This window comes from Blastocatellia bacterium, from assembly GCA_016713405.1.
Taxonomy (GTDB): domain Bacteria; phylum Acidobacteriota; class Blastocatellia; order Chloracidobacteriales; family JADJPF01; genus JADJPF01.
This window is the reverse complement of the sequence record JADJPF010000004.1, coordinates 272,082-295,394: the sequence shown is the minus strand read 5'-3', so window position 1 is coordinate 295,394 and position 23,313 is coordinate 272,082. Positions and strand designations below refer to the sequence as shown.

22 protein-coding genes and 5 pseudogenes are annotated in these 23,313 nt (G+C 36.6%); 15 read left to right on the top strand and 12 right to left on the bottom strand.

Going from position 1 to position 23,313, the window contains the following annotated elements; genetic code table 11:
- The 10 genes and pseudogenes from IPK14_07625 (at nt 1) to IPK14_07580 (ending at nt 8,723) form a co-directional block, all read left to right on the top strand.
- Nucleotides 1–1,827 (top strand): extracellular solute-binding protein, encoded by a 1,827-nt coding sequence (locus IPK14_07625; protein MBK7993287.1) that lies wholly within the window; start codon nt 1–3, stop codon nt 1,825–1,827.
- 12 nt (nt 1,828–1,839) lie between these two features.
- Nucleotides 1,840–2,448 (top strand): phosphoribosylglycinamide formyltransferase, encoded by a 609-nt coding sequence (locus IPK14_07620; protein MBK7993286.1) that lies wholly within the window; start codon nt 1,840–1,842, stop codon nt 2,446–2,448.
- A 44-nt stretch (nt 2,449–2,492) separates the two neighbouring features.
- On the top strand, nt 2,493–2,861 hold the full coding sequence (locus IPK14_07615) for a DUF423 domain-containing protein (protein ID MBK7993285.1): 369 nt from the start codon (nt 2,493–2,495) through the stop codon (nt 2,859–2,861).
- Between the two features lie 147 nt (nt 2,862–3,008).
- A pseudogene (locus IPK14_07610) lies at nt 3,009–5,856 on the top strand (bifunctional transaldolase/phosoglucose isomerase).
- Between the two features lie 241 nt (nt 5,857–6,097).
- On the top strand, nt 6,098–6,682 hold the full coding sequence (locus IPK14_07605; GenBank protein ID MBK7993284.1) for a hypothetical protein: 585 nt from the start codon (nt 6,098–6,100) through the stop codon (nt 6,680–6,682).
- 114 nt (nt 6,683–6,796) lie between these two features.
- Entirely contained in the window at nt 6,797–7,096 is a 300-nt protein-coding gene (locus IPK14_07600) for a hypothetical protein (GenBank protein ID MBK7993283.1), read from the top strand.
- Entirely contained in the window at nt 7,060–7,338 is a 279-nt protein-coding gene (locus IPK14_07595) for a VCBS repeat-containing protein (GenBank protein ID MBK7993282.1), read from the top strand. Before IPK14_07600 ends, IPK14_07595 begins: the two co-directional genes overlap by 37 nt.
- Nucleotides 7,328–7,609 (top strand): hypothetical protein, encoded by a 282-nt coding sequence (locus IPK14_07590; GenBank protein ID MBK7993281.1) that lies wholly within the window; start codon nt 7,328–7,330, stop codon nt 7,607–7,609. Before IPK14_07595 ends, IPK14_07590 begins: the two co-directional genes overlap by 11 nt.
- A gap of 140 nt (nt 7,610–7,749) precedes the next feature.
- Nucleotides 7,750–7,944, top strand: coding sequence for a hypothetical protein (locus IPK14_07585; protein ID MBK7993280.1), 195 nt, complete (start codon nt 7,750–7,752; stop codon nt 7,942–7,944).
- Nucleotides 7,932–8,723 (top strand): hypothetical protein, encoded by a 792-nt coding sequence (locus IPK14_07580; protein MBK7993279.1) that lies wholly within the window; start codon nt 7,932–7,934, stop codon nt 8,721–8,723. The genes IPK14_07585 and IPK14_07580 overlap by 13 nt, the downstream gene beginning before the upstream one ends.
- 796 nt (nt 8,724–9,519) lie before the next feature.
- Here the strand turns inward: IPK14_07580 and IPK14_07575 are convergent.
- The 12 genes and pseudogenes from IPK14_07575 to IPK14_07520 all read right to left on the bottom strand — a co-directional run bounded on the left by IPK14_07575 (nt 9,520) and on the right by IPK14_07520 (nt 18,268).
- Nucleotides 9,520–10,541: pseudogene (locus tag IPK14_07575) on the bottom strand (IS630 family transposase).
- 383 nt (nt 10,542–10,924) lie between these two features.
- Nucleotides 10,925–11,173 (bottom strand): hypothetical protein, encoded by a 249-nt coding sequence (locus IPK14_07570; GenBank protein ID MBK7993278.1) that lies wholly within the window; start codon nt 11,171–11,173, stop codon nt 10,925–10,927.
- Nucleotides 11,174–11,723: 550 nt separating this feature from the next.
- On the bottom strand, nt 11,724–11,873 hold the full coding sequence (locus IPK14_07565) for a hypothetical protein (GenBank protein ID MBK7993277.1): 150 nt from the start codon (nt 11,871–11,873) through the stop codon (nt 11,724–11,726).
- 20 nt (nt 11,874–11,893) lie between these two features.
- Nucleotides 11,894–12,277, bottom strand: a complete 384-nt coding sequence (locus tag IPK14_07560) for a hypothetical protein (protein MBK7993276.1) — start codon at nt 12,275–12,277, stop codon at nt 11,894–11,896.
- Nucleotides 12,277–12,492 (bottom strand): protein kinase, encoded by a 216-nt coding sequence (locus IPK14_07555; protein MBK7993275.1) that lies wholly within the window; start codon nt 12,490–12,492, stop codon nt 12,277–12,279. The genes IPK14_07560 and IPK14_07555 overlap by 1 nt, the downstream gene beginning before the upstream one ends.
- Nucleotides 12,493–12,503: 11 nt before the next feature.
- Complete coding sequence (locus IPK14_07550) at nt 12,504–12,914, bottom strand: protein kinase (GenBank protein MBK7993274.1); 411 nt, start codon at nt 12,912–12,914, stop codon at nt 12,504–12,506.
- A 180-nt stretch (nt 12,915–13,094) separates the two neighbouring features.
- A pseudogene (locus IPK14_07545) lies at nt 13,095–14,427 on the bottom strand (DUF1446 domain-containing protein).
- A gap of 75 nt (nt 14,428–14,502) precedes the next feature.
- Entirely contained in the window at nt 14,503–15,279 is a 777-nt protein-coding gene (locus tag IPK14_07540) for an enoyl-CoA hydratase/isomerase family protein (protein MBK7993273.1), read from the bottom strand.
- A 43-nt stretch (nt 15,280–15,322) separates the two neighbouring features.
- A pseudogene (locus tag IPK14_07535) lies at nt 15,323–16,172 on the bottom strand (3-hydroxyacyl-CoA dehydrogenase family protein).
- Nucleotides 16,173–16,195: 23 nt separating this feature from the next.
- Complete coding sequence (locus IPK14_07530) at nt 16,196–16,657, bottom strand: dual specificity protein phosphatase family protein (protein MBK7993272.1); 462 nt, start codon at nt 16,655–16,657, stop codon at nt 16,196–16,198.
- A gap of 12 nt (nt 16,658–16,669) precedes the next feature.
- A complete protein-coding gene (locus IPK14_07525; protein ID MBK7993271.1) occupies nt 16,670–17,449 on the bottom strand; it encodes an enoyl-CoA hydratase/isomerase family protein in 780 nt (259 codons plus the stop codon).
- A 12-nt stretch (nt 17,450–17,461) separates the two neighbouring features.
- Nucleotides 17,462–18,268, bottom strand: a complete 807-nt coding sequence (locus IPK14_07520; GenBank protein ID MBK7993270.1) for an enoyl-CoA hydratase/isomerase family protein — start codon at nt 18,266–18,268, stop codon at nt 17,462–17,464.
- Between the two features lie 165 nt (nt 18,269–18,433).
- On the opposite strand from IPK14_07520, the pseudogene IPK14_07515 reads away from it, so the two are divergent.
- From IPK14_07515 to IPK14_07495, 5 genes and pseudogenes are all read left to right on the top strand, one after another.
- Nucleotides 18,434–19,827: pseudogene (locus tag IPK14_07515) on the top strand (cysteine--tRNA ligase).
- A 39-nt stretch (nt 19,828–19,866) separates the two neighbouring features.
- Entirely contained in the window at nt 19,867–20,691 is an 825-nt protein-coding gene (gene pgeF / locus IPK14_07510) for a peptidoglycan editing factor PgeF (GenBank protein ID MBK7993269.1), read from the top strand.
- Nucleotides 20,692–20,740: 49 nt separating this feature from the next.
- Complete coding sequence (locus IPK14_07505; protein ID MBK7993268.1) at nt 20,741–21,226, top strand: hypothetical protein; 486 nt, start codon at nt 20,741–20,743, stop codon at nt 21,224–21,226.
- Nucleotides 21,227–21,394: 168 nt separating this feature from the next.
- A complete protein-coding gene (gene eno, locus IPK14_07500) occupies nt 21,395–22,684 on the top strand; it encodes a phosphopyruvate hydratase (GenBank protein MBK7993267.1) in 1,290 nt (429 codons plus the stop codon).
- A 67-nt stretch (nt 22,685–22,751) separates the two neighbouring features.
- Nucleotides 22,752–23,297 (top strand): class I SAM-dependent methyltransferase, encoded by a 546-nt coding sequence (locus IPK14_07495; GenBank protein MBK7993266.1) that lies wholly within the window; start codon nt 22,752–22,754, stop codon nt 23,295–23,297.
- Nucleotides 23,298–23,313 lie beyond the last annotated feature (16 nt).

Genomic DNA, 23,313 nt, shown 5'->3' with positions numbered 1-23,313 from the left:
TTGGCAAAGCGTGCAGAAAATTTATCTCTAAAAATTTTTTCCTCTCTAGTTTATTTATTTCTATATACACCAATCATAATTTTAGTTATTTTCTCTTTTAACCAATCAAAGCTAAATGTTGTGTGGCAAGGCTTTACTTTTAAGTGGTATATGGTCGCTTGGCAAGATTCAGCGGTCATTCAATCTGTAAGAGTAAGTTTATTAGTCGCTTTACTTTCCACTGTTTTTTCTACTGTTCTAGGAACACTTGCAGCACTAGCACTTTCACGCTATCAACTGCGCTTACGCGCACTTTATGACACACTTTTTTATTTACCTGTAATTATTCCAGAAATAGTAATTGGTTTTGCTTCAGTAATATTTTTTGGTCTTATTGGGTTAAAACTTGGTCTATCGTCAATAGTTATCGGACACGTAGCTTTTAGCGTTTCTTATGTTGTGTTTGTTGTACGAGCGCGTATTTCTGGAATGAACCAAACGCTAGAAGAAGCAGCAATGGACTTAGGAGCAAATGAGTTACAAACTTTTTTCCGTGTAACACTTCCCCTGCTAATGCCAGGAATTATTTCTGCGGCCTTGCTGGTTTTTACTATTTCGCTGGATGACTATGTTATTACTAGCTTTGTTGCCGGAAGTAATGCTACTACATTGCCACTACAAATTTATTCAATGGTTAAAACTGGCGTGACTCCTGAAGTAAATGCTATTTCAAGTATTTTGCTAGTAGTTACCATAGTTTTAGTTTATTTATCTCACCAACTACAACAAGAACGCCCTCCACGATCAGCAGTAGCAATACTTGTAGTTGCAGGAAGTTTACTAGGTTTATTTGCTATTGGCGGAGCAACAGTTAGCAACCAAGAGCGTCAACTTAACCTTTATATTTGGTCAAATTATGCTTCTGCTGAGATGTTAAAGGAGTTTGAGCAACGCTATAATGCTAAAGTTCGTGTTGATCTTTATGATTCAAATGAAGCACTGCTAGCCAAACTTCAAACAGGTTTGGTTGATTATGACTTAATAGTCCCTAGTGATTATATGGTCAGCATTTTAATCAAGCAAAACTTATTACAGCCTCTTGATAAAGACAGACTAAGTAATTTAGTTAATTTAGATTCAAGATTTTTATCTTTGCCCTTTGACCCTGAAAATAAATATTCTATTCCTTATACTTGGGGAACAACTGGCATTGGTTATCGAAAAGACAAACTCAATAATGCTGTTATAGATAGCTGGTCAGCACTTTGGGAAGAAAAATATCGAGATCATATTTCAATGCTGGATGATGTGCGCGAGACATTTGGAGTAGGGCTTAAACGACAAGGATTATCATTAAATACAACGGATGCTAGCCAACTAGCCAAAACAGCAAATCTATTAAAACAGCAAAAGCCTTTGGTCAAAGTTTATGATAGCGCGACATTTGCCGAGTTGTTGCTTTCTGGCGATGCTTGGCTAGCACATGGCTATAGCGGTCAACTTGGTAAAGCAATGTCGGAAAATCCTAATATTGGCTATGCAATCCCCAAAGAAGGTGCGACGATTTGGACGGATAATATTTGTATTCCTAAAAACGCCCCTCATCCAGATTTAGCAACGCTGTTTATAAATTTTATTTTAGAGCCTCAAGTATCTGGTGAAAATACTAATATAACTGCTTATTCAACACCTAACAAAGCAGCAAAACAGTTTATTAAGCCAGAAATACTTAATAATCCTGCTCTTTTCCCACCAGATGAAAGCTTAAAAAACTGTGAATTTATTAAAGATGTTGGTTCAGCAATTCAAACCTATGATCGTTACTGGACAGAAATAAAATCTGATTAATCAATAACTCATATGACAAATAATCGTAGTATTGCAATTTTAATTTCTGGGCGTGGCTCAAATATGTTAGCTCTATTTGAAGCTATAAAGACAGGTCGCTTACATGCAAACGTGGCAGTAGTTATTAGCAACCGTGCAGATGCAGCAGGGATAAAATTAGCCCAAGAACAGGGTTATCAGACTTTGGTTATTCCAAGTAAAGGACTAACAAAAGCAGAACATGAAGCCAAATTAATTAGCGAATTGGAAAAATATAATCCTTCATTAATTTGTTTAGCTGGTTATATGAGGCTACTTTCAGCCGAGTTTATACAGAAATTTCCCAGTCAAATCTTAAATATTCATCCATCCTTGCTACCTGCATTTCCTGGGCTAGATGTACAACAGCAAGCTATTGACTATGGGGTAAAATATTCTGGTTGCACAGTTCATTTTGTTGATGAAGGCTGTGATAGTGGCCCAATAATCGCCCAAGCTGTTGTAGAAGTGTTAGACACAGACGACAAAAACACTTTAGCAGCTAGAATTTTAGTCCAAGAACATAGAATTTATGCTGAAGCACTGGAATTTATCCTTAATGGCAATTGGAAGATCCTTGGCCGACGTGTTATAAAAACTTAATCATTTTTATTTTTCCTTTTTTATTTATCTTAGGAGTTGCAATTATGGATAGAACATTTTTTGCGTTAGGTGCAATTTGTGCCTTTATTGCTGTTGCTGCTGGTGCTTTTGGCGCGCATGGCCTAAAGAGTAGAATTTCTGCTGAAATGCTTACGATTTTTGAGGTAGGCGTAAGATATCATATGTATCATGCCTTAGCACTTTTAGCAGTATCTTGGGCATATAGCCGTTGGCCTAGCTCCCTAGTTACTACTGGAGGCTGGCTATTTATCATTGGGATAATTTTATTTTCTGGCAGTCTTTATGCGTTAAGTTTAACAGGCATTCGTATGTTAGGGGCAATCACTCCTTTTGGAGGACTTGCTTTTTTGGCTGGATGGTTTTGTTTATTTTGGGTAGCGTTAAAGAAGTAACCATAGAAAATCCGGCAAATTACTTATTTAGAAGCATTGTAAAGAGTTAGCAGGCAAACTATAATTGCCTTTTTAGCTATATTTTTACCATTACCCCAAAAAAATAGGTAAAGCATTAAAAATAATTGAAATAGGAGAATATATACTATGAGCAATCCATTAGTAGAATTACAAAAACTGGGTCAAAGCATTTGGTATGATAATATCCGCAAAGCACTATTAGTTACTGGTGATTTACAAGCCAAAATTGGTTATGACATGAAGGGCATCACCTCCACCTTACAAGCTAAGATTGGTGGGGATGACCTGCGTGGTGTAACTTCTAACCCAACCATTTTTGAAAAAGCCATTATGGGTAGCACAGATTACAACGAACAGTTGAAAAAACTGATTGCTACAGGCAAAGAAGTTAATGAAATTTACGAAGCATTGGTAATTGATGATATTAGACAAACTGCCGATCTGCTTTATCCTGTCTTTGTTCGCACTAATGAAGTTGATGGTTATGTAAGTTTGGAAGTATCTCCAAAACTTGCACATGATACAGAAGGAACTATTGCTGAAGCAAAACGCTTATTTAAAGAACTTAATCGTAGAAATGTAATGATTAAAGTACCTGCAACAGAAGCCGGTATCCCAGTAATTGAAGAGTTAATTGCTTGTGGTATTAATGTCAATGTAACACTTATTTTTTCTATTAAATCCTATATAGATGTAGCAGAAGCCCATATTAGAGGTTTAGAACGTCGTGCAGCAGAAGGAAACCCTGTTGATGATGTTGCATCAGTGGCTAGTTTCTTTGTTAGCCGTGTTGATACTGCTGTAGATGGTAAGTTAAGAGAACGTATGCGTTTAACTACTGATGAAACAGAAAAAGCTGAACTCTCAGCACTTCAAGGTAAAGCAGCAATTGCAAATGCTAAGCTTGCTTATGCCAAATTTAAAGAAATTTACTATGGTGAGCGATTTGCAGCATTAAGAGAAAAAAATGCTAAAGTACAAAGACCTCTTTGGGCCTCTACTGGTACAAAAGATCCTGTTTATTCAGACGTTTATTATTTAGAAGAATTAATTGGTGCCGATACAGTAAACACTGTACCACCAGCAACTTATAGTGCTTTTCGTGATCATGGTAAAGTTCGAGGTGCTACCCTAGAAGAAGATCATGAAGGTGCAAGAGTAATTTTTGAGAAATTAGAAGCATTTGGTATCAGTTTGGCCGAAGTAACACAGTGCTGCTTTATCAGGAATATTTGACCGCTTTACTGCTTCTTTAGGTTCAAATGCTGAACGAGTAAGAGAAAGATTAAAGACAGCAGAAAAAGAAAAATGGGTTGAACGAATTTGGAAGAAAGATGCTAGCCTTTGGAAATCTGAAGCCGAACATCAAGCAATTATCAAAAATGCTTTAGGTTGGCTTACTGTTGCAGCTAAAGTACATGAACATAGTCAAGAATTAGCTGATTTTGCTGGAAATATTCGTCGTGCTGGCTTTAAGCACTTAATGCTTCTTGGAATGGGTGGTTCTAGTCTTTGTGTTGAAGTATTTAGACAAAGTTTTGGTAAAGTAGAAGGTTCACCTACAGTTTTAGTCCTTGATAGCACTGATCCATTAGCTGTCAAAGCTTTAGAGGATCAAGTTAATGTAGCAGAAACTTTATTTGTTGTTTCTAGCAAATCTGGTAGCACTACTGAACCAAACGCATTTTTCCAATATTTCTATGACAAAGTAAAAGCTGTAAAAGGTTCCCGTGCTGGTGAAAACTTTGTTGCTGTAACTGACCCAGGTACAAGTATGGAACAAAGAGCTAAAGACCATGATTTCCGTAGAATTTTCTTAAACCCTGCTGATATTGGTGGTCGTTACTCTGCACTTTCTTATTTTGGAATGGTTCCTGCTGCTGTACAAGGTTTTGATTTCCAAACCCTTTTAGATCGGGCTGATCGCATTGCGCATGCTTGTGATAGCTGTGTACCAGTAGCAGAAAATCCAGGTGCTTACCTTGGTGCAATAATGGGTGAAATGGCTAAAGCTGGACGCGATAAGCTAACTTTAGTAACTACTCCTGAACTAGCTTCTTTAGGTCTTTGGATTGAGCAATTAATTGCTGAAAGCACTGGGAAAGATGGACGAGGAATTTTACCTGTAGCTGGTGAAGCATTAGGTAGCCCTTCTTCTTATGGTGACGATCGCCTTTTTGTTGCATTAAGCATTGGTGGTTCAATTAGTGCTGATGTTGATGCAAAATTAAAAGCTTTAGAAGATAATGGACATCCAGTAGTCCGCCATATCCTACACGATAAATTAGACTTAGGCGAACAATTTTTCTTATGGGAATTTGGAACTGCTTTTGCTGGCGCAGTTCTAGCAATTAATTCTTTTGACCAACCTAATGTTCAAGAAAGTAAAGATAATACCAAAGCTTTACTAGCTGAATATGCTCAAAATGGTAAATTACCAGAACAAACCGTTGCTGCTAGCGATGGTGGTTTAACAGTTTACTGTGATGATGAAACTAAAGCTCGTTTAAGTGCTAATGGTTCTACAGTAGCTGACATAGTTTCTGCACATTTACATCAAGCAAAAGCTGGTGATTACTGTGCATTACTAGCTTATATTAATGAAACTCCTGAACATGATAATCTGCTTCAAGAATTACGCACCCATTTACGCGATGGCTTAAAGGTAGCAACTACAGTTGGTTATGGCCCAAGATTCCTTCACTCCACAGGCCAATTACATAAGGGTGGAAGTGATGCAGGAATGTTTATGCAAATTACCGCAGATGATGAAACCGATATGCCTGTTCCAGATGAAAGCTATACTTTTGCAGTTCTAAAAGCTGCTCAAGCTCTAGGTGATTTCCAATCCCTTTCATCTCGAAATCGTCGTGCAATTCGCGTTCATTTAGGTAAAGATCGTCAAGCTGGATTAGATAAATTACTTAAAATCGTTCGTCAAGCCGTTCCATTAAAACGAAGTGCTGACGCTTAATTTTTAGCACTTGCCAAAGTTATCAAAAGGCTGCTCATTAGGGCAGCCTTTTACATTTGTAGCTTAAAAAATTTTTTGATTTTAGACTTTAGAATCTGCCAAAATTCCCAGAAATTTAACTATTAACTTAAAATTTGGGTTGGATTTAATAAGTTCTCTTAGAACCTTATAAAGCCATTGTGCATCTAACGGGCAACTTTTCTAATATATAAATATAAAGAAGATTTGTTGGGAGCAAGAAATGGAAATTACTAAAAATTTTATTAAAGCATTTTTTTTATCAATTCTATTAACTCAACTTGCCGTTGCCAAAGATTGGCCGCGTTTTCGTGGTGATGTGGCTTTAAGTGGACGTACTGAAACCAGAGTTGCGGCTAACAATATACCAACAAATTTTTTAGAGTCCCAATTAGGTAGTAGCCAGATACAACCCTTGGTTGCTGATTTAGATAATGACACTTTGCCAGAAGTAATCTCATTGCAACAAGGCCGGCTTGTTGCCGCAAGTCAAGATGGGACGATTTTAATTAATAAATTTTTTGCTGTCACTGAAGTAGTATCTGTAACAAATTTAGACAATGATAGTTCTGCCTCAGAAATTATTGCACTAGATACACTTCAAAGAAATTTATTAATAATAAACGCTGATGGTAATTTACGTTGGCAGTTTCAATTTCCAGAATTTGCCACTTTAGCCAGCATTTATATAAAGGTTGCTGATGTTTCTGTAGATTTTCCTGGCAAAGAATTAGTTATTTTCCCTGACCACACTAAAACACAATTAGACGCTAATGGTTACTTTTTTCTAGCGAGGGATTTTATATAGCAAGCCTGTAGTTTCCATCTTTTTGGTGGACAACTTAATTTTCCACAAATTGCAATTAGCGATATTGATAATGATGGAACGACAAGAAATTGTTGTTGTAGGCCGCCTAGACTTATGGTTTTTGCTGGTAACGGCCAATTAAAACAACAATTAGATTTTCGTGAAGGAGATCCTGAAGGGCGACATTATGGACTGCTAAGCTTAGCTGATGTTAATGGTGATAATACTTTAGAAGCAGTAATAATTGCTGATGATATTCCAGCTTTGGCCGATAATAATAAAGCTTCTGCAATCACTGTTTTACAACTTCCCTTTGTTAAACGTTTATGGGGAACAACCTTTCCCCTGCCTCAAGTATTACGCGCCCAATTAAAGCAGTGCAAGATCTGGATAAAGATGGACGCAATGAAATAGTTGTCAATGTTTGGGATGGAGCAACACAAGAAACCCGAATTTATCGTGGTGATGGAGATCAAATTAATTTAGGTCAACCAATGCTACTAGCCTCAATTCCTAGTGCTTATGTTTGGGATTTAGCCGACTTAAATAATGATGGGACAGCAGAATTTTTAGCTAGCATTGAGTCGGTTTCTAATCCAACTTTAACATTAAATTCAGCATTAAAACTCTATCGTCCAAGCGTAGTTGGCAAATAGCTATAAGTTTATTGCTTCTGGTAAGTCTATTACTGCTAGCTATTTGCTAAATCGCCCTAATATGGCAGGTGATGAATTTATTAACATTGGTAGTTCTGATCAATCTCGAAGTAAAGCTTTAATTTTAGCTACTCCTCTACCACGTTTTCTTACTTATTCAAATAATGGGATTGGTAGCATTAACTTCCAAGAAAGATTTCTTGTAATGGAAGATGATGTTTTACAGAAAAAAATTAAAAGTCAAAACAGATTTAGATATTCCTCGTCCTAGTATTATCAGAGCAATTTTAAGTACTGCCTTAAATAATGAAAATTTTTAATTAACCTAGAATCATCAGGCCAACTTACAGGAGATTTATCTATTTATCAACGTAGCCGCAACCGTCTGCGTATAGTTGGTAGCCTGTCCGGTTGGATCTTGCCTTTAGCACCCAAGTAAGAGTAGCAAACCTGGATGAAGATCGCTCAAATGAAATTTTAGTTCGTTCTTCTGGTGGAAGAATTTTAGTTTTATCTTTAGATGAACAAAATAATAGTCTAATTCCTATTACATCCTTTGCAGGAACTACAGCCCCAAATTATTCAAGCCTTAGATGGAAACAATAAAAGCCGTCCGCAAATTATTAGCAACCGTTAATGATAATGGAAGGTTAAGACTTGTTGTTTATGACACAAAAGGCACAATAGCAGCAAGAAATTTCCAAGTTGTAGAACGTTTTGGAACTACTTTTTCTGATATCTCAGCAAATACAGAAATTACAATTACAACAGGCTGGTTTTCTGGAATGCCTAATAGAGTAGATATTTTTCTTGCTAGTCCAAGAGGCCGTAGCATTATGCTTTCTGGCGTAAATGGCAACATTGTTTGGACACGTTCAGATGTTTTTACTTTTGGTAATCATGTTTCTGTAAGAGATTTTAACCAAGATGGAAAAGACGATATTCACATTGTTTCTAATAGTTTATATCGTATTCTTAATGGTGGTTTAGGCAATGAATTAGTTGGCCCAATTAATGTTGCAAGTTTTGGTGGGGACTTTAACTCTACACCCATTTTATCAGGCAGTGGTGAAGTCTTGCTTGTTGGCCCGGCAACAGTAGTAAAAATAACTGATCAAGGAAAACTACTTTGGAATTTCTCTAAAACAATTGATGGCAAACCTTCACAACGCCAAGCAAGTAATTTATTAATGGGACTAGCTAAAGTTAGCGGGAAAGGAACCTTTGACATAATTGGTGGTAATTACGGAGAAAATGACTCATTTTATACTTATGACTATTTTACGGGCTTATTAAAACTTAAAACACCTTATCAACCTATTACAGACATTGTTTCAATTGACCTGATCTTAACGGCCAAGATGAATTTGTTTTGGTACTGCTAATGGTCAAGTTGTAGCCATAAATTCACAAGATGCAACATTAGTTTGGTCAATCCAACTAGATTCTTTCCCTAGCGAACCCAATTATTGCCGTAGTTGGAGAATCACGAAAACTAATGTTACTTTTGCCCCTGTAATGGGACATTGCGCCTTTATCAAATAGGGGTTAATTAATTCATCCTGTTTAAAACAAAAAATATAACCTTGAAATTTACATCTTATTTCTATTGGAGGAGATTCCCAACCTATTCATAATTTATCTAATTTAATGACCCAACTGATGGCAATAATTAGCACTTTTACTAAAGATAATCAGGTAAAAGAAGCAAGATTAGTTGAGCAGGCTGTAAATTTAGAGAAAGAAATAAATGATAAAAAATGATGAAGAAATGAGCTAAACAGTTATATAGATTTAAAGATAAATAAAACACTTTATAATTTTTGGCTAAATACTAGTTTTATTGTTCCACTTTGTATAACTCTAGCATTGATGCCGCGCAGGTGAAGCTATTTTCCTATAGTGGAATTAACCCATTTAAGAGCATCTGGGCCAAAGCGTTTGGAAAATTTAAGCACAACCTGTGTGAGGCTGATTTGTTACTTCAATTATAGCTGAACCTAAAGCTAATTTGGTGCCTGCTGGAAGGCTTTCTCGCTTAAATCTAGGTCAATAACTAATTGATCTCCCGCCAGTTTCAATATTCCTTTGCTGTGCTGTTATACTTTAAGCGGCCATAAGATGTGATTTCGCATCAGATTCAGGTAATGGAAATGCTAATAAATGATGTTCTGAGCTAAGTTTTTGAAAGGTTTGAAAACGCAAAGTAAGCAAAGAGTCAAGTTTGGATTTATGAAGAGTATGAGTAGAAGAAAGACAGCAGAGAATAGAGTGTTTAAACAAATCAAAAGTAGGATAATATTTGGAGTAGAGACATTGTTGCTTTACAAATTTCCACAAACGCTCAATCAAATTTAAGTTAGGAGAATAAGAGGGTAAAAATAAAAGTTCAATGCCCAAAAAAGCAGCAAAAGATTCAACAGCCCTACAACGTTGGTAACGGGCATTATCCAAGACAACAGTAATAGGAATAGACAAGTTTAAGTTAGCGAGTTTCCAAAGTAACTCACATACGCTTGAGGCAGTAATGTAAGTATCATTAGTAACACTGACAAACTCATGAGTAATAGCATTGATTGCACCTAATACATTAAAGCGTTGGCGGCCTGATGGAGAAGGGATGAAAATTCTAGTAAAACACCAAACATATCCTAAAAATGCTCCTAATACAAAATGGGCTGCATCTACAAAGAACACTGCTCTACTTCCTTCTTTTGCTTCTTCTAAACGGGGCATTAACTCTTTTTTTTAAAGGCATCTTGAATCTCAGGGTCAGCTTTTGATGGCATTACTCCTACTTTTCTACATTTCATTCCTATTTTTTTTAAGAACACTCTGACTTGTGTTGGTGAACGTTTAATTCCTGTTAATTCTTCTATCTTCATCGATGCTTGACTTATTGAGGTTGGTGGACTTTTTCTCAATTCTTGTTCTATTGTTTCTTTATAATTTATTAATTCACTTTCTGGTTTATTAAATTTTACTTCTTTGAGTTTTTCTATTCCTCCTTCTTCATATTCTTTTAGATATTTTGTTACTGTATTTACATGTATTCCTGATAGTTGTGCTATTTTCTGATGCGTTTCCCCTTGACTTTTCAACCAGATTACTTCCATTTTTTGCTGCACTCTTGGATGTGGGTGATGAAATCTTTCATAATGTATTTTTTCTTTTTCTTCCTCAGTAAACTCTGGATTTATCATTTTTTGGCCTTTGCTTATGTTTTTTTATAGCATAGCCTTTTTTACTTTAATTCTAAATCACTGTTTACGCCCTTTCAAAGTATAGTTCAATAACACGAGCATTCATAATATTAAGCCGTATGTCAGTGAGATGATCCGTCTTTTAGTTCGAGAACTACCACGAGTCTTCCAGTTATCTCCAATTAAACCGTTATTTATGTCTAGCTCACCTGTCTCTTAAAACTTCTAATATCAATTTCTACTTGGGAACAATTAATTTTAATACGCCTTCATTTTTAGGTGATTTTTAAATTGATTCTAATCCATTATCATGATCTTCTATGGTTAAATAATTTGTTTCCATCATATTATCTATTATCTTTTTTATATTTTCTTGATTAGTTTCAATAACATTTTCTTTGAGAAAAACTATATTGTCTTCCTTTATCTTTAATGATAATTTTTGTATTTGGTTTTGCTCCTCTATATTGCCAAAAATTAGCCTCTTTAAATTTTTTATCATTTGCAATCTGATGAAAAATCTGTAAGTTTTTGTTAAATATTTCAGTACTTTTCTTTAACTGCTCTATCTGCTGAGGCGTTGGAGGAATTGAAAAATTCATTTGTGGTAACTTTACACTAATTTCTTTCATTCCTTGCATTCCAGTTATACCATTAATGATTATTTCGCCATCCGTATCATCAACAGCTTTAGCAACTCCTCAGGAACAATATATAGTGCAAGAATCTTTTGCCTCTGTTTCTTTACGAAGAATTTTAGTCTTTGCTATTTTCTTAACCAATTCTACTGTATTCATTAATGTATTTAGAGTCAAAATATCTTTCTTGTAAAGTTCTTTCAAAGTATCAGGCTGTTTTTCTGAGTAAGTAGTAGTTAAAAAGTTACTTTCAAATTTGGTTAGCACCTCCTAGCCAAATTTTTTTTCTTCATTTTCTGGCAACTTACTGAGTTCTTTTTTTAATATACTTATTTTTTTATTAATTTCTTTTGCTAACTCTCTATTGTCTTTGCTTAACTCATTTTATTTCTATTAAATCATCTATATTTGTAACTTCCCCATCAAGCACAAGGACATTTTTTAAGTATGCTTCTGGTGGTAACTTGAGATGGAGGTGGCAGAGGTGTTACAGGTTCAGTAATAACATTTTGATTTACTATTAAACCTCTTGCTGGATCTGGTTTTATGTACTAAAAGCGGCTATTACACCAACATTTAACCTAATCGCAATTGCTAATCCTGCTAAAACAGCAAATTTTTTCTTTGCTTTAATCTCAGCTAAATTAAGGTTTTGTCTGTTTTCTAAAACCAACATATTTTGTGTGGCAGTCAAAGCTGCAACAGGCTGAGTAATTAGATTTTCCTTTGCTCCACAGTTGTAACATTTGCTGCTTTTGTTGGTGGTAAAGTTGTTTGAGCGACTGTTAAAATGTGGTGGTTGCTGTGTTTTATTTTTGGTAATATTTCTGGCAACGTGTCAGCAGTTTCTTCCAAAACATTGCGAGGACGAGTAGCCAAGCTAATAAGAGTTTTATCATCTTTTTCAACTAAAGTCAATGCAACACTAAGTTTTGGATCAACAACACTTTGTAAAGCTGCACGCATTTCAGCAGCAGAACTAAACCGACTAGCTACATCTTTTTGTAAGGCTCTTATTATTATTTGGGCTAGTTCTGTAGGAACATAACCAGGTAAAGAATCTGGATTTCGATGACCTATTGCCCCAATTAACGCCATTATATCGATGTGGAAAAAGGCAATCGTCCAGAAATCATTTGATAAAGAATTACTCCTGCTGACCAAAGATCAGATTCTACAGTGCGTTCACCACTAAAAACTTCAGGTGCCATATAGGCAGGCGTTCCAGCAATTCCAACACTTTGCATACTGCTTTTTAAGACTCTAGCTAGCCCAAAGTCAGCAAGTCTTGGAGTATCACCATGAAGTAAAATATTTGCTGGTTTTAAGTCTCGATGAACAACTTTCCTTTGCTATGTAAATGTTCTAGCCCGCTTAAAATCGCCATTGTCATAGCTATTGCAGATTCCATAGAAGGAGCTATACCGTTGTTTTTCTTAAGCCAAGTATCTAGCGAACCATCTGGAGCATATTCACTAACGATAACTAACTGATCATCATACTTATCAGCCTCAATAATAGGTAAGATATTTGGATGGCTCCTAAGTTTAGACCATAGCTGGGATTCTTTAGCAATAGCAGCTAAATCTGGCTCATCATCTAAGGCTAGTTTAATAGCTACTTGGGTAGTAGCAAAAGCACTGCGACGTTCTGCAAGCCAAACTAATCCAAAAGCTCCTCTCCCAAGCTGACGTACTAAGGTATAGGGCCCTATTTGTTCTCCTATGTGCGGCATAGCTCAAACCTCTATTTACTACTTATCTATTATCTAACTGTTATTTAATGGAGATTAGCAAAGTTTTGCGCTTCTAGTTTAACGCCATAGAAGATGATCCGTTTAAAATTCTTTCCAAAAACTCTGGATTTTTCCCAGGAATTTTTATTATAGTATTATTATAGTATTTCTACTCTTGGATTAATACATCTTTGGCATCAAAGCGGGCCAGTAGGCTACAATTTCTTCAACTTTAGGCCGACCACCTGCAAAACCTGTTACAGTAGGTGGCGGTTAAAACTAGTGGTGCAAGCTCTTTGTAAAACGCTCAATGGCCGCTTTATTAGAGCCTCTAACCCCTATGAAGCTGAACTTCGGCTATTTCGTTGCTTGGCTCACCAGAAAGTTGTAAGCCGTGACAAGCATCTACGCCAACAAATTCTGTTAATGTCTCGTCAAATTTTAGCCCTAAAGCTTCTAGTCTAGCGCGTAGGATGCGATCAGCCGCTTTTGCTTTTTTGTAAGCATCCGGCCAAGCATAAACTAGCGACCCTACAGCCTTGTAGCCAGATTGATAGCTGATTGAAACTTTATAAAGCTCTGTTGCTGGATAGCCCTTAATTCCATAAAACTTAACGCGATCATCTCCTAAATCCTCTAAATGAATGGTGGTAAAATCAGCTACACAATCAGGAGTAATATAGCTTACTGGATCGCCCATTTCATAAACAAGTTGTTCTTTAACAATGGCTGGCGTGATGCGTCCGCCTGTGTTTGGATGTTTTGTAATTAAAAAGGTGCCGTCTTCACTAGCTTCAATAATTGGATAGCCAATATTTGCAAGATCTGGAATTGTTTCCCAATCAACTTGGCAATTTCCGCCTGTTGCTTGCGCTCCACATTCAATTGAATGGCCTGCAATTGTGCCTGCTGCTAGTTTATCCCAATCATCTTCGGCCCAGCCAAACTCATAAATCATTGGTGCTAAAGTTAAGCCCGTGTCAGTACATCGGCCTGTTATTATTATTTGCGCACCTTGTTTTAAGGCATCAACTACAGGCCAAGCACCAAAGTAAACATTAGCACTTTGAATTTCTGGTCGCACTGTGGAAAGCGGTTCGTCAGTCTCCATATTGCGTAGCTCAACATTACTAGCTAAAAGTTCATCTAGCTTATCCATAATGTCATCGCCTGCAACAATACCTATTTTTACCTTATCACCTAAACCTAGCTTATTTGCTACTGCTGCAACTGCTTCAGCACAACCACGCGGATTAACTCCACCTGCATTAGCAATTACTTTGATATTTCGCTCCAGGCATTGAGGTAAAATTCTTTCCATTAATGGCACAAAGTCGCGGGCATATCCCATTTTTGGATCTCTAGTTCGTTGTTTTTGCATTATTGACATAGTAATTTCTGCTAAATAATCTAGCACTAAGTAATCAATATGTCCGCCTTCAACTTGACGTACAGGAGCTTCTAAAGAATCGCCCCAAAATCCTTGTCCATTAGCAATGCGAATTGTTTTCATAGATATTTACCTTAGTCTTATGAATAGTTTGTAGCCTAGGGAATAAATCTTAATTTATTCCCTAGAAATAAAAATTTATTTTCCGGTAAAAACAGCTTTACGCTTTTCTAAGAAAGCTTTTACGCCTTCTTCTTTGTCTGCACTAGAAAAACATAGAGCAAAAAAGATCATTTCTTGGTCTAAGCCTTCGCGTAAATTCATACGAGAAGCATTTTTTACAGCTTCTTTACCCATTTGTAAGGCTACTGGGCTTTTTTCTGCAATTTTACGAGCCATTTTCATTGTAAATTCTTCTAGTTCAGCCTGTGGAACAACATGATTTACTAGGCCAATAGCTTTAGCTTCGTTAGCGTCTATCATATCACCAGTTAAAATCATTTCCATTGCTTTACCTTCGCCTACTAACCGGGTTAAGCGTTGTGTACCACCACCACCAGGAATAATGCCTAAATTAATTTCCGGCTGTCCAAATTTTGCATTATCAGATGCAATTCTAATATCACAACTTAAAGCAGCTTCACAACCACCGCCTAAGCAAAAGCCATTAATCATAGCAATTACAGGTTTAGGAAATTCTGAGAAAGAATCAAACATACGTGTTGCACGCATTACAGCACGTTGATCAAGTGCAGTGCGACCTTCAAACTCACTAATATCAGCACCAGCAATAAAAGCTTTGTCACCAGTACCAGTAAAGACGATGACTCGGACATCTGCATTTTTTCCAAGTTCTGCTAGAGCAGACAAGATTTCTTCACGAGTAGGGATGTTTAGAGCATTAAGTTTTTTAGGACGGTTAACGCGAATAATCCCGATTTGGTCTTGAATTTCTAAAATAATATTTTCGTACATTAAAACTTCTCCATAAAATCAAATTTGTAAATTATTTATTTAACTACCATTTATAAAAGCCTTCTCCAGACTTTTTTACCTAATTTTCCTTCAGCGACTTTTTGACGTAAAATTTCAGGAGCGCGAAAAACTTCACTTCCTAAAGTAGAATGCAAATAATCAGCAATACTTAAGCGAATATCTAACCCAACTAAATCTGTAAGTTTTAGTGGCCCCATTGGGTGGTTATAGCCAAGTTCCATAGCTTTATCAATATCTGCGGCAGTAGCAACGCCTTGTTCAAGCATTCGCATAGCTTCAAGTCCTAGGGTAATACCTAAGCGACTAGAAGCAAAACCAGGACTATCTTTTACTAAAATTGGTTCTTTACCTAGACGACGGCTAATTTCTAAAACTGTGTCAATGGTTTCCTTAGAAGTTTCTTCTGTATGAACAACTTCCAAAAGTTTCATAATATGAACTGGGTTAAAAAAGTGCATTCCTAGCACTAGTTGAGGGCGTTTTGTCGCAGCAGCAATGTCTTTTACGCTTAAAGAAGATGTATTGGTAGCTAGAATTGTTTTAGGGCTAGAAAGCTCATCTAGTTGGGAAAAAATACTTCTTTTTAGGTCTAAAGATTCTGGAACAGCTTCAATTACTAGGTTTGAAGGTTTTGCAGCTATAGCTAAATCTGTTGTAATGGTTAATTTAGCTATAGCTTGATCTCTGGCTTCAGCCGTAACTTTTCCTTTTTCTACACCTTTATCTAGGTTGTTTTTAATGCTAGCAAAGCCGCGTGTAACAAATTCATCTTTAATGTCATATAAAAACACTTGATAGCCAGCCATTGCAGCTACTTGGGCAATTCCATGTCCCATTGTGCCGGCACCTAATACACTAATAACTTCAATCATAACTTTTTCCTTAATCAATTAACTTAATCAAATTTACAAGAATAAAGTGCCTCTATAAAAGGATCACAAGCTCTTGCTGTTTTCATTGTGCGAATTGCGGTTTCTAGGTCATAACCAAGGTAGCGGTAAAGATAACCTATTGCTACCGTAGGCGAACGGTTAACCCCTGCGGTACAATGAAGATAAATTATGTGACCTAGACGAGCAAATTCATCAACAATTGCTGTAGATTCTGGTAACTTATCCCTTAAATCTTCAAGTTCAAAATCTCTAATAGGATAGCGTTTTGCTTCAATATTACAACGTAAATAATATTGCTCTATTTTAGGCCAATCAACTCGATACCATTCAAAATCATCATCTGTTTGTAGATTGACTACAGCACTAACGCGGGCCTCACGAATTAAGCGATCAACATCATCAAAAGTTTTTGGGACAGTCCCAACATAGAGATTAGGCAAAATTCTATTAAAATTTATTGCCATAAATAGTAATCCTTACTTAAATTGCGGTTCGCGTCGTTCAAGAAATGCTTTAATTCCCTCTTTAGCATCTTCTGAGCTAAAACATTCTTTTTGCGCAGCAGTTTCATAATTAAGCATTGAGTCTAAATTTTGCTCAATACCTTGATAGATTGCGCGTTTTGCCAGTGCTAAAGCTTTTTGAGGTCGAGCCACTAATTTTTCTAATAGTGCAACAGTGGTTGTTTTTAGTTCTGCGTCTGCTACAACTTGATTAACTAAGCCAATTTGGTAAGCAGTTTGAGCATTAATTACATCGCCTGTAAAAATCATTTCACAAGCGCGGGCTGTGCCAATTAAGCGAGGTAAGAAAAACGTGCCGCCCCAATCAGGATGGAGTCCTATTTTAATAAAAGCTTGGCTAAAACGTGCCGACTCGCCTGCAATACGAATATCACTTGCAAGCGCAAGGTTTAAGCCTGCCCCAGCAGCAACTCCATTGATCATTGCTACCACTGGCTTTTCTAAACTTTGTACTTTGGTAACAATTTGACGACCACTAGAGAGAAGTTTTTCAAAACTAGCTACATCATCATTTTCCTGCAAGCTAGCCATATAATTTATATCCCCACCAGCACAAAAACCTTTTCCTGCTCCCGTTATACAAACGGCTCTTACTTGTGGATCTTGCTCTGCATCAGTTAAAGCAGCCAAAATTTCCTCGCGTGCCGTTCCAACCAAAGCATTTAGCTTGTCAGGACGATTTAAGGTAAGCCAGGCGACTTTGTTTTCTTTTACTAAAGTGATGTTTTCCATTAATTTAACTAGTTATTTGCCTTGAAAATTTGCTTTGCGCTTTTCTACATAGGCAGATAAGCCTTCTTTAGAGTCTTCGCTAGTAAATAAACGTTGTTGGAGTTCTCTTTCAAGTGATAAGCCTTCGGTAAAGCTCATTTCCAAGCCTGATTGAGCAGCACGTTTAATTAATCCTACGGCTTTGCTAGCTCGATTAGGAGGTGTAAATTGTGCAGCATAAGCTAAAGCTTTTTCAGAAAAGTTTTCACTGTCCCAAACTTCATTAACTAGGCCAAAGCTTAAAGCCTCGTCAAAATCCATTGTTCGGCCTGTTGCCATTAGTTCAATAGCTTTAGATTTACCAACTAGGCGGGCTAAACGTTGTGTTCCTCCTGTGCCAGGTAAAACTCCTAAATTAACTTCTGGGAGTCCAATTTTACCGCCTCCACGTCGGGCAACTCTAATATCTGCTGCTAGCGCAACTTCTAACCCTCCCCCAACACAATGCCCATTTAAGGCAGCAATTACTAGTTTTGGGGTTTGTTCAAGTCGGTTTAAGGTTTCATTAGCATGTAAGCAAAAATAATACTTAAATTCCGGTGTAACTTCCGTTAGCATACGGATATTTGCACCAGCACAGAAAAATTTTTCTCCCGCGCCTCTTAGCAAAATTACATGGACATTTTCATCCATTCTAGCTTGCAAAATTGCGCTATCTAACTGCTGCATCATTTCATAACTATAAGTATTTGCAGGAGGATCATTAAGTTGAATAATTGCAACACCTTTATCAACACAATATTCAATCAGTCGGGCTTGTTCAGACTTGTTTTCTGACATAAATTCTCCAGCTAAAAAAATGTAAATATTAGGAAAATATAAGAAATGCCTAGCCTATATTAGCCAAATATCATTGTCAACCGCCTTGAGCAAGATCTAAACTAACCATTTACTTGAATTTAGCCGTTAGAAAAACTTACAAAAACCTAAAGGATAACTGGCACAATTATGTTAAAACTTTTCAATACCCTCTCACGTCAGCAAGAAGAATTTCAGCCCCAAGAAAATAATTTAGTAAAAATGTATAACTGTGGCCCAACAGTCTATGACTTTGCTCACATAGGCAATTTTCGCACTTTTCTTTTTGTTGATGTTTTGCGGCGTTATTTGAAATATAAAGGTTATCAGCTTTTACATGTAATGAATATTACTGATATTGATGATAAAACAATTAAACGTGCTAATGAGCGAGGACTTTCACTACAAGAACATACTAAAGAATTTACTAGTAAATTTTTAGAAGACTTTGACACTTTAGCGGCTGAACGACCAGAAAAAATTGTTGTTGCAACACAACATATTGACGACATGATAGAGTTAATTAAACACTTGGATAAAAACGGGTTAACTTATGTTAGTGAAGGGTCAGTTTATTATCGCATTTCTGCATTTGATAGTTATGGAAGGCTTTCAGGTGCAAAACTTTCAGGAAATATTGCTGGAAAACGTGTCAATGTAGATGAATATGACAAAGAAGATGCACGAGATTTTGTACTTTGGAAGTCGGCTAAGGCGGATGAACCTAGCTGGCCTACTCCTTATGGTGAAGGTCGTCCGGGCTGGCATTTAGAATGCTCTGCAATGTCAATGCGTTATTTAGGGGAAAGTTTTGACTTACATTGTGGAGGTGTAGATTTAATCTTTCCTCATCATGAAAATGAAATTGCCCAAAGTGAAGGTGCAACGGGCAAGCCGTTTGTTAAATATTGGGTACACTCAGAGCATTTAATGGTTGATGGACAGAAAATGTCTAAGCGTGAAAACCGCTTTTTACTGTAAGAGATTTAATTGAACAAGGTTTTGAGCCTTTAGCTATTCGTTACTCGCTTATTTCTGTTTCCTACCGTAAACAACTTAATTTTACTTTAGAAGGTTTAAAAGGCGATGAAATCCGAGTTAAAAAACTTCAGGATTTTCAACGTAGGCTTCATAAAACCAATTGTTTGCCTGGTTCATCTTCAGAAGTTAGTTATGCAATAAAAAAAGCTCGTCAAGAATTTGAAGCAGCAATGGACGACGATCTTAACACTTCTTCAGCACTAGCCGCTGTAGCAATTTTTGAGAGTGAAATAAATAAGGCTATTGCCTCAGAAAGCTTGCTAGCAGATGATAAACAAGCGGCTTTAGACTTTATTAAAGGTGTTGAGCAAGTTTTAGGAATTTTTGGAGAATATAAAGAAGAAATCTTAGATAGCGATATTCAACAGCTAATTGAGGAGCGTTTAAGCGCGAGAAAAAATAAAAACTTTGCCCGTGCTGATGAAATTCGTAAATATTTAGCTGAAAAAGGAATAATCCTACAAGATACAAAAGATGGTACAGATTGGCGACGTAGCTAATAACAGCTAACTTAGTCAATACTTTGGAGTTATCCTAAAATGCAACATTTTAATATAAAAACACATCTTGGAGTTAAGTTTATTGAATGCAGCCCTTTAACTAAAGCAGGGTTTATAGCTGGTTTTAGCACTCGTGTTGGTGGAGTTAGCCCACTACCAGAAAACGCGCTAAATTTAGCTCATTTTGCTGCTGATACTCAAGAAAATGTAAAAGAAAACCGAAAGCGTTTTTTATCTACCATAAAATTAAATGTAAATACAGATCAGCATTATGAAATCGTTACAGCTAAACAAGTTCACTCGGCTGATAGCAATTTAGTAACAAGTTTATCAAAAGCTCAGCAAACCCCTATGACTTGTGACGCGCTACTTACTAATGAAAAAAATATTTTGTTAGGAATACAAACTGCTGATTGTCTACCTGTACTGGTAGCAGACCCTAAAAACCAAGCAATAGTTGGTATTCATGCAGGTTGGCGAGGAACTTTAGCAAGAATTGTAGAAAAAAGCGTTGAACAACTAGTAAAAAACTTTGGTAGTAACCCTAGTGATTGTCTAGCTGCAACTGGCCCAGCAATTGGACAATGTTGTTTTGAAGTTGGGCCAGAAGTTAAAGAAGCTTTTGAAACAGAGTTTTCTTGCTATGGAAGTAAATTATTTAATAACCATCAACCTAATGGCAAATCACACATGGACTTACGCCTAGCCAACCAAGAACAGTTGCTTAATTGTGGCATTAAGTCAGACAATATCTTTATTTGGAATGATTGCACCCTTTGCCGAATGGATCTTTATTTTTCTTATCGTGGTGAAATTTCAAGGGGTGCTGTAGGTCGGTTGCTTTCAGTGATTGGATTAGCTTAAAATCACCACTTTTTGATAACAACTAAAAATATTTTGGGTGGTTAAATTTATGAACGTAGCAGACATAAAACAAGAAGCTCTTCGTGTGATAGAAGCTATCCTAGCTAACTTCCACCAAGAAAACCCAACTTTAACATTAACAGGGTTAGCTTGTGAAATTGACCCAGGTGCAGCATCGCTATATATATCTTTGTGTGACTCAACCCAAAATAACCAAGATCAAATAAGCAAATGGCCTCATTCATTGGATGAACAACAAGTTAAGGGCCTTCGTCCACCTGCTTGGTTTGACCAATACCATATTTTATTATCACGTCATTATAAAGATCATGAAATTAGCTATGAACCCATCAAAGCCGCATTAGCAATTATTCTTGATGGTATTGCTCAAAGCATTGCAGAACTAGAAAAAACTGGTCAACTGGCTAGAATTGGTTTTGCTAAAAACTCTATTTTATCTGTCTGGACAGAAGATGATGCCGATGATAATGTAGGTAAAACGAGGGTAGCAAAACACTTACATCATACTGCATAGGTCAATAAATTTTATAAACCCTTTTCTTACATCTCTTTTAATCAACAACATTTTTAACTCATTTGGGCCTAGATTTTGTCTAGGTCTAAGTAGGTTGCTGAATAACTGCTATCTGACATAAAATAGCCTTCCTTCCTAAATCTATGGTAAACAAGAGGAGATCATTTAATGAGCCGAATAGAAAAAGTGTTAGCCCGTGAAATCTTAGATTCTCGTGGAAACCCTACTGTAGAAGCAGAAGTAGAGTTGGATACTGGTTCTCATGGCCGTGCTGCCGTCCCTAGTGGTGCTTCAACAGGTGAAAATGAAGCTATTGAATTAAGAGATGGTGATAAGTCACGTTACTTAGGTAAAGGTGTAAGAAAAGCCGTTGACAATGTTAATAATAAAATTGCCCAAGCCCTTTATGACCATGATGTCTTTGATCAAGCTGGCATTGATCAAGTTATGCTTGATTTAGATGGCACAAACAATAAAGCAAACCTAGGTGCTAACGCGCTTTTAGCTGTATCTTTGGCTGCTGCTCGTGCTGCTGCGGCTGAACTAGCAATTCCGCTATACCGTTATTTAGGTGGCCCTGGTGCAAGAACCTTGCCTGTACCAATGATGAATATTCTTAATGGTGGCGCACACGCAGATAACAATGTTGATTTTCAAGAGTTTATGGTTTTACCTGTAGGAGCAAGTAGCTTTTCTGAAGCTCTACGTTGGGGAACAGAAGTTTTTCATGCTCTAAAATCAAGCTTAAAGAAACGTGGCTATGTAACTAGTGTTGGGGATGAAGGCGGTTTTGCTCCTAGTCTAAAATCTAACCTTGAAGCAGTAGAAGTTATACTTGAAGCTATCAACGCAGCAGGCTTAAAGGCCGGTGAACAAATGGCTTTAGGCTTAGATGTTGCCTCTAGTGAATTTTATAATGATGGTAAATATGTTTTCAAAAAATCAGATAAATCTGAGCGTTCTCCTAGCGAAATGGTAGAGTTTTACGCCGATTGGGTTCGTCAATACCCTATTATTTCTATTGAAGATGGAATGGCTGAAGGTGATTGGGATGGCTGGTCACTACTTACCAAAGAATTAGGCAAGAAAATCCAGCTTGTTGGCGATGACCTTTTTGTAACTAATACTGAATACTTACAACGTGGTATTGCATCTAGTGTTGCTAATTCAATCTTAGTTAAAGTTAACCAAATAGGTACTTTAACAGAAACTTTGGACACAGTAGAACTAGCTAAGGTAAATAATTACACAACGATTATTTCTCATCGTTCTGGCGAAACAGAAGACACTTTTATTGCTGACTTGGCGGTAGCACTTAACACAGGTCAAATTAAAACAGGATCTGCTAGTAGAACTGACAGAGTAGCTAAATATAATCAACTACTCAGAATTGAAGAAGAGCTAGGAAAATCAGCTAAGTATTTAGGCCATAAAGCCTTTTATAATTTAGCTAAGTAATTTCAGTTAGTTAAAAAGGAGAATAAAATTTATTCTCCTTTTTAGGTTTTAAAGATATTTTTTTGATATGAACATACTTGATATTGGTTGTGGTAAGCATAAAACCCCTGGTGCCATTGGGCTAGATTGTAACCCTAAAACAGACGCAGATGTAATTCATAACTTAGATATTTTCCCTTATCCTTTTAAGGATAATGAATTTGACGTAATAGTTGGTAATCAAGTAATTGAACATGTCCAAGATGTTTTGGCTGTGATGCGTGAACTTTACAGAATTGCTAAACCAGGAGCAATTATTAAGCTAGATACTCCTCATTATACAGATGTTAGCTCATTTCGTGACCCTACACATAAACATCACTTTACTTGTGAATCATTTATGTATTTTACTGAAAAACGCCCAGAATTTGAATTTTATAGCGATATAACAATGCGTAATCGTAAAATTTACGTTAGTTTGCTAAAACTGTGGCGTTTCCTAGGCATAGAGTTTTTAGTTAATTGTGGCAATCGCTACCCTGCATTAAGATTTATAAGACGTTTTTGGGAGTCTTATTTGTGTTATCTTATTCGGGGTAAAAACCTTTATTTTGAATTTGAAGTAATCAAATAATTATTTAAGGGGTAAT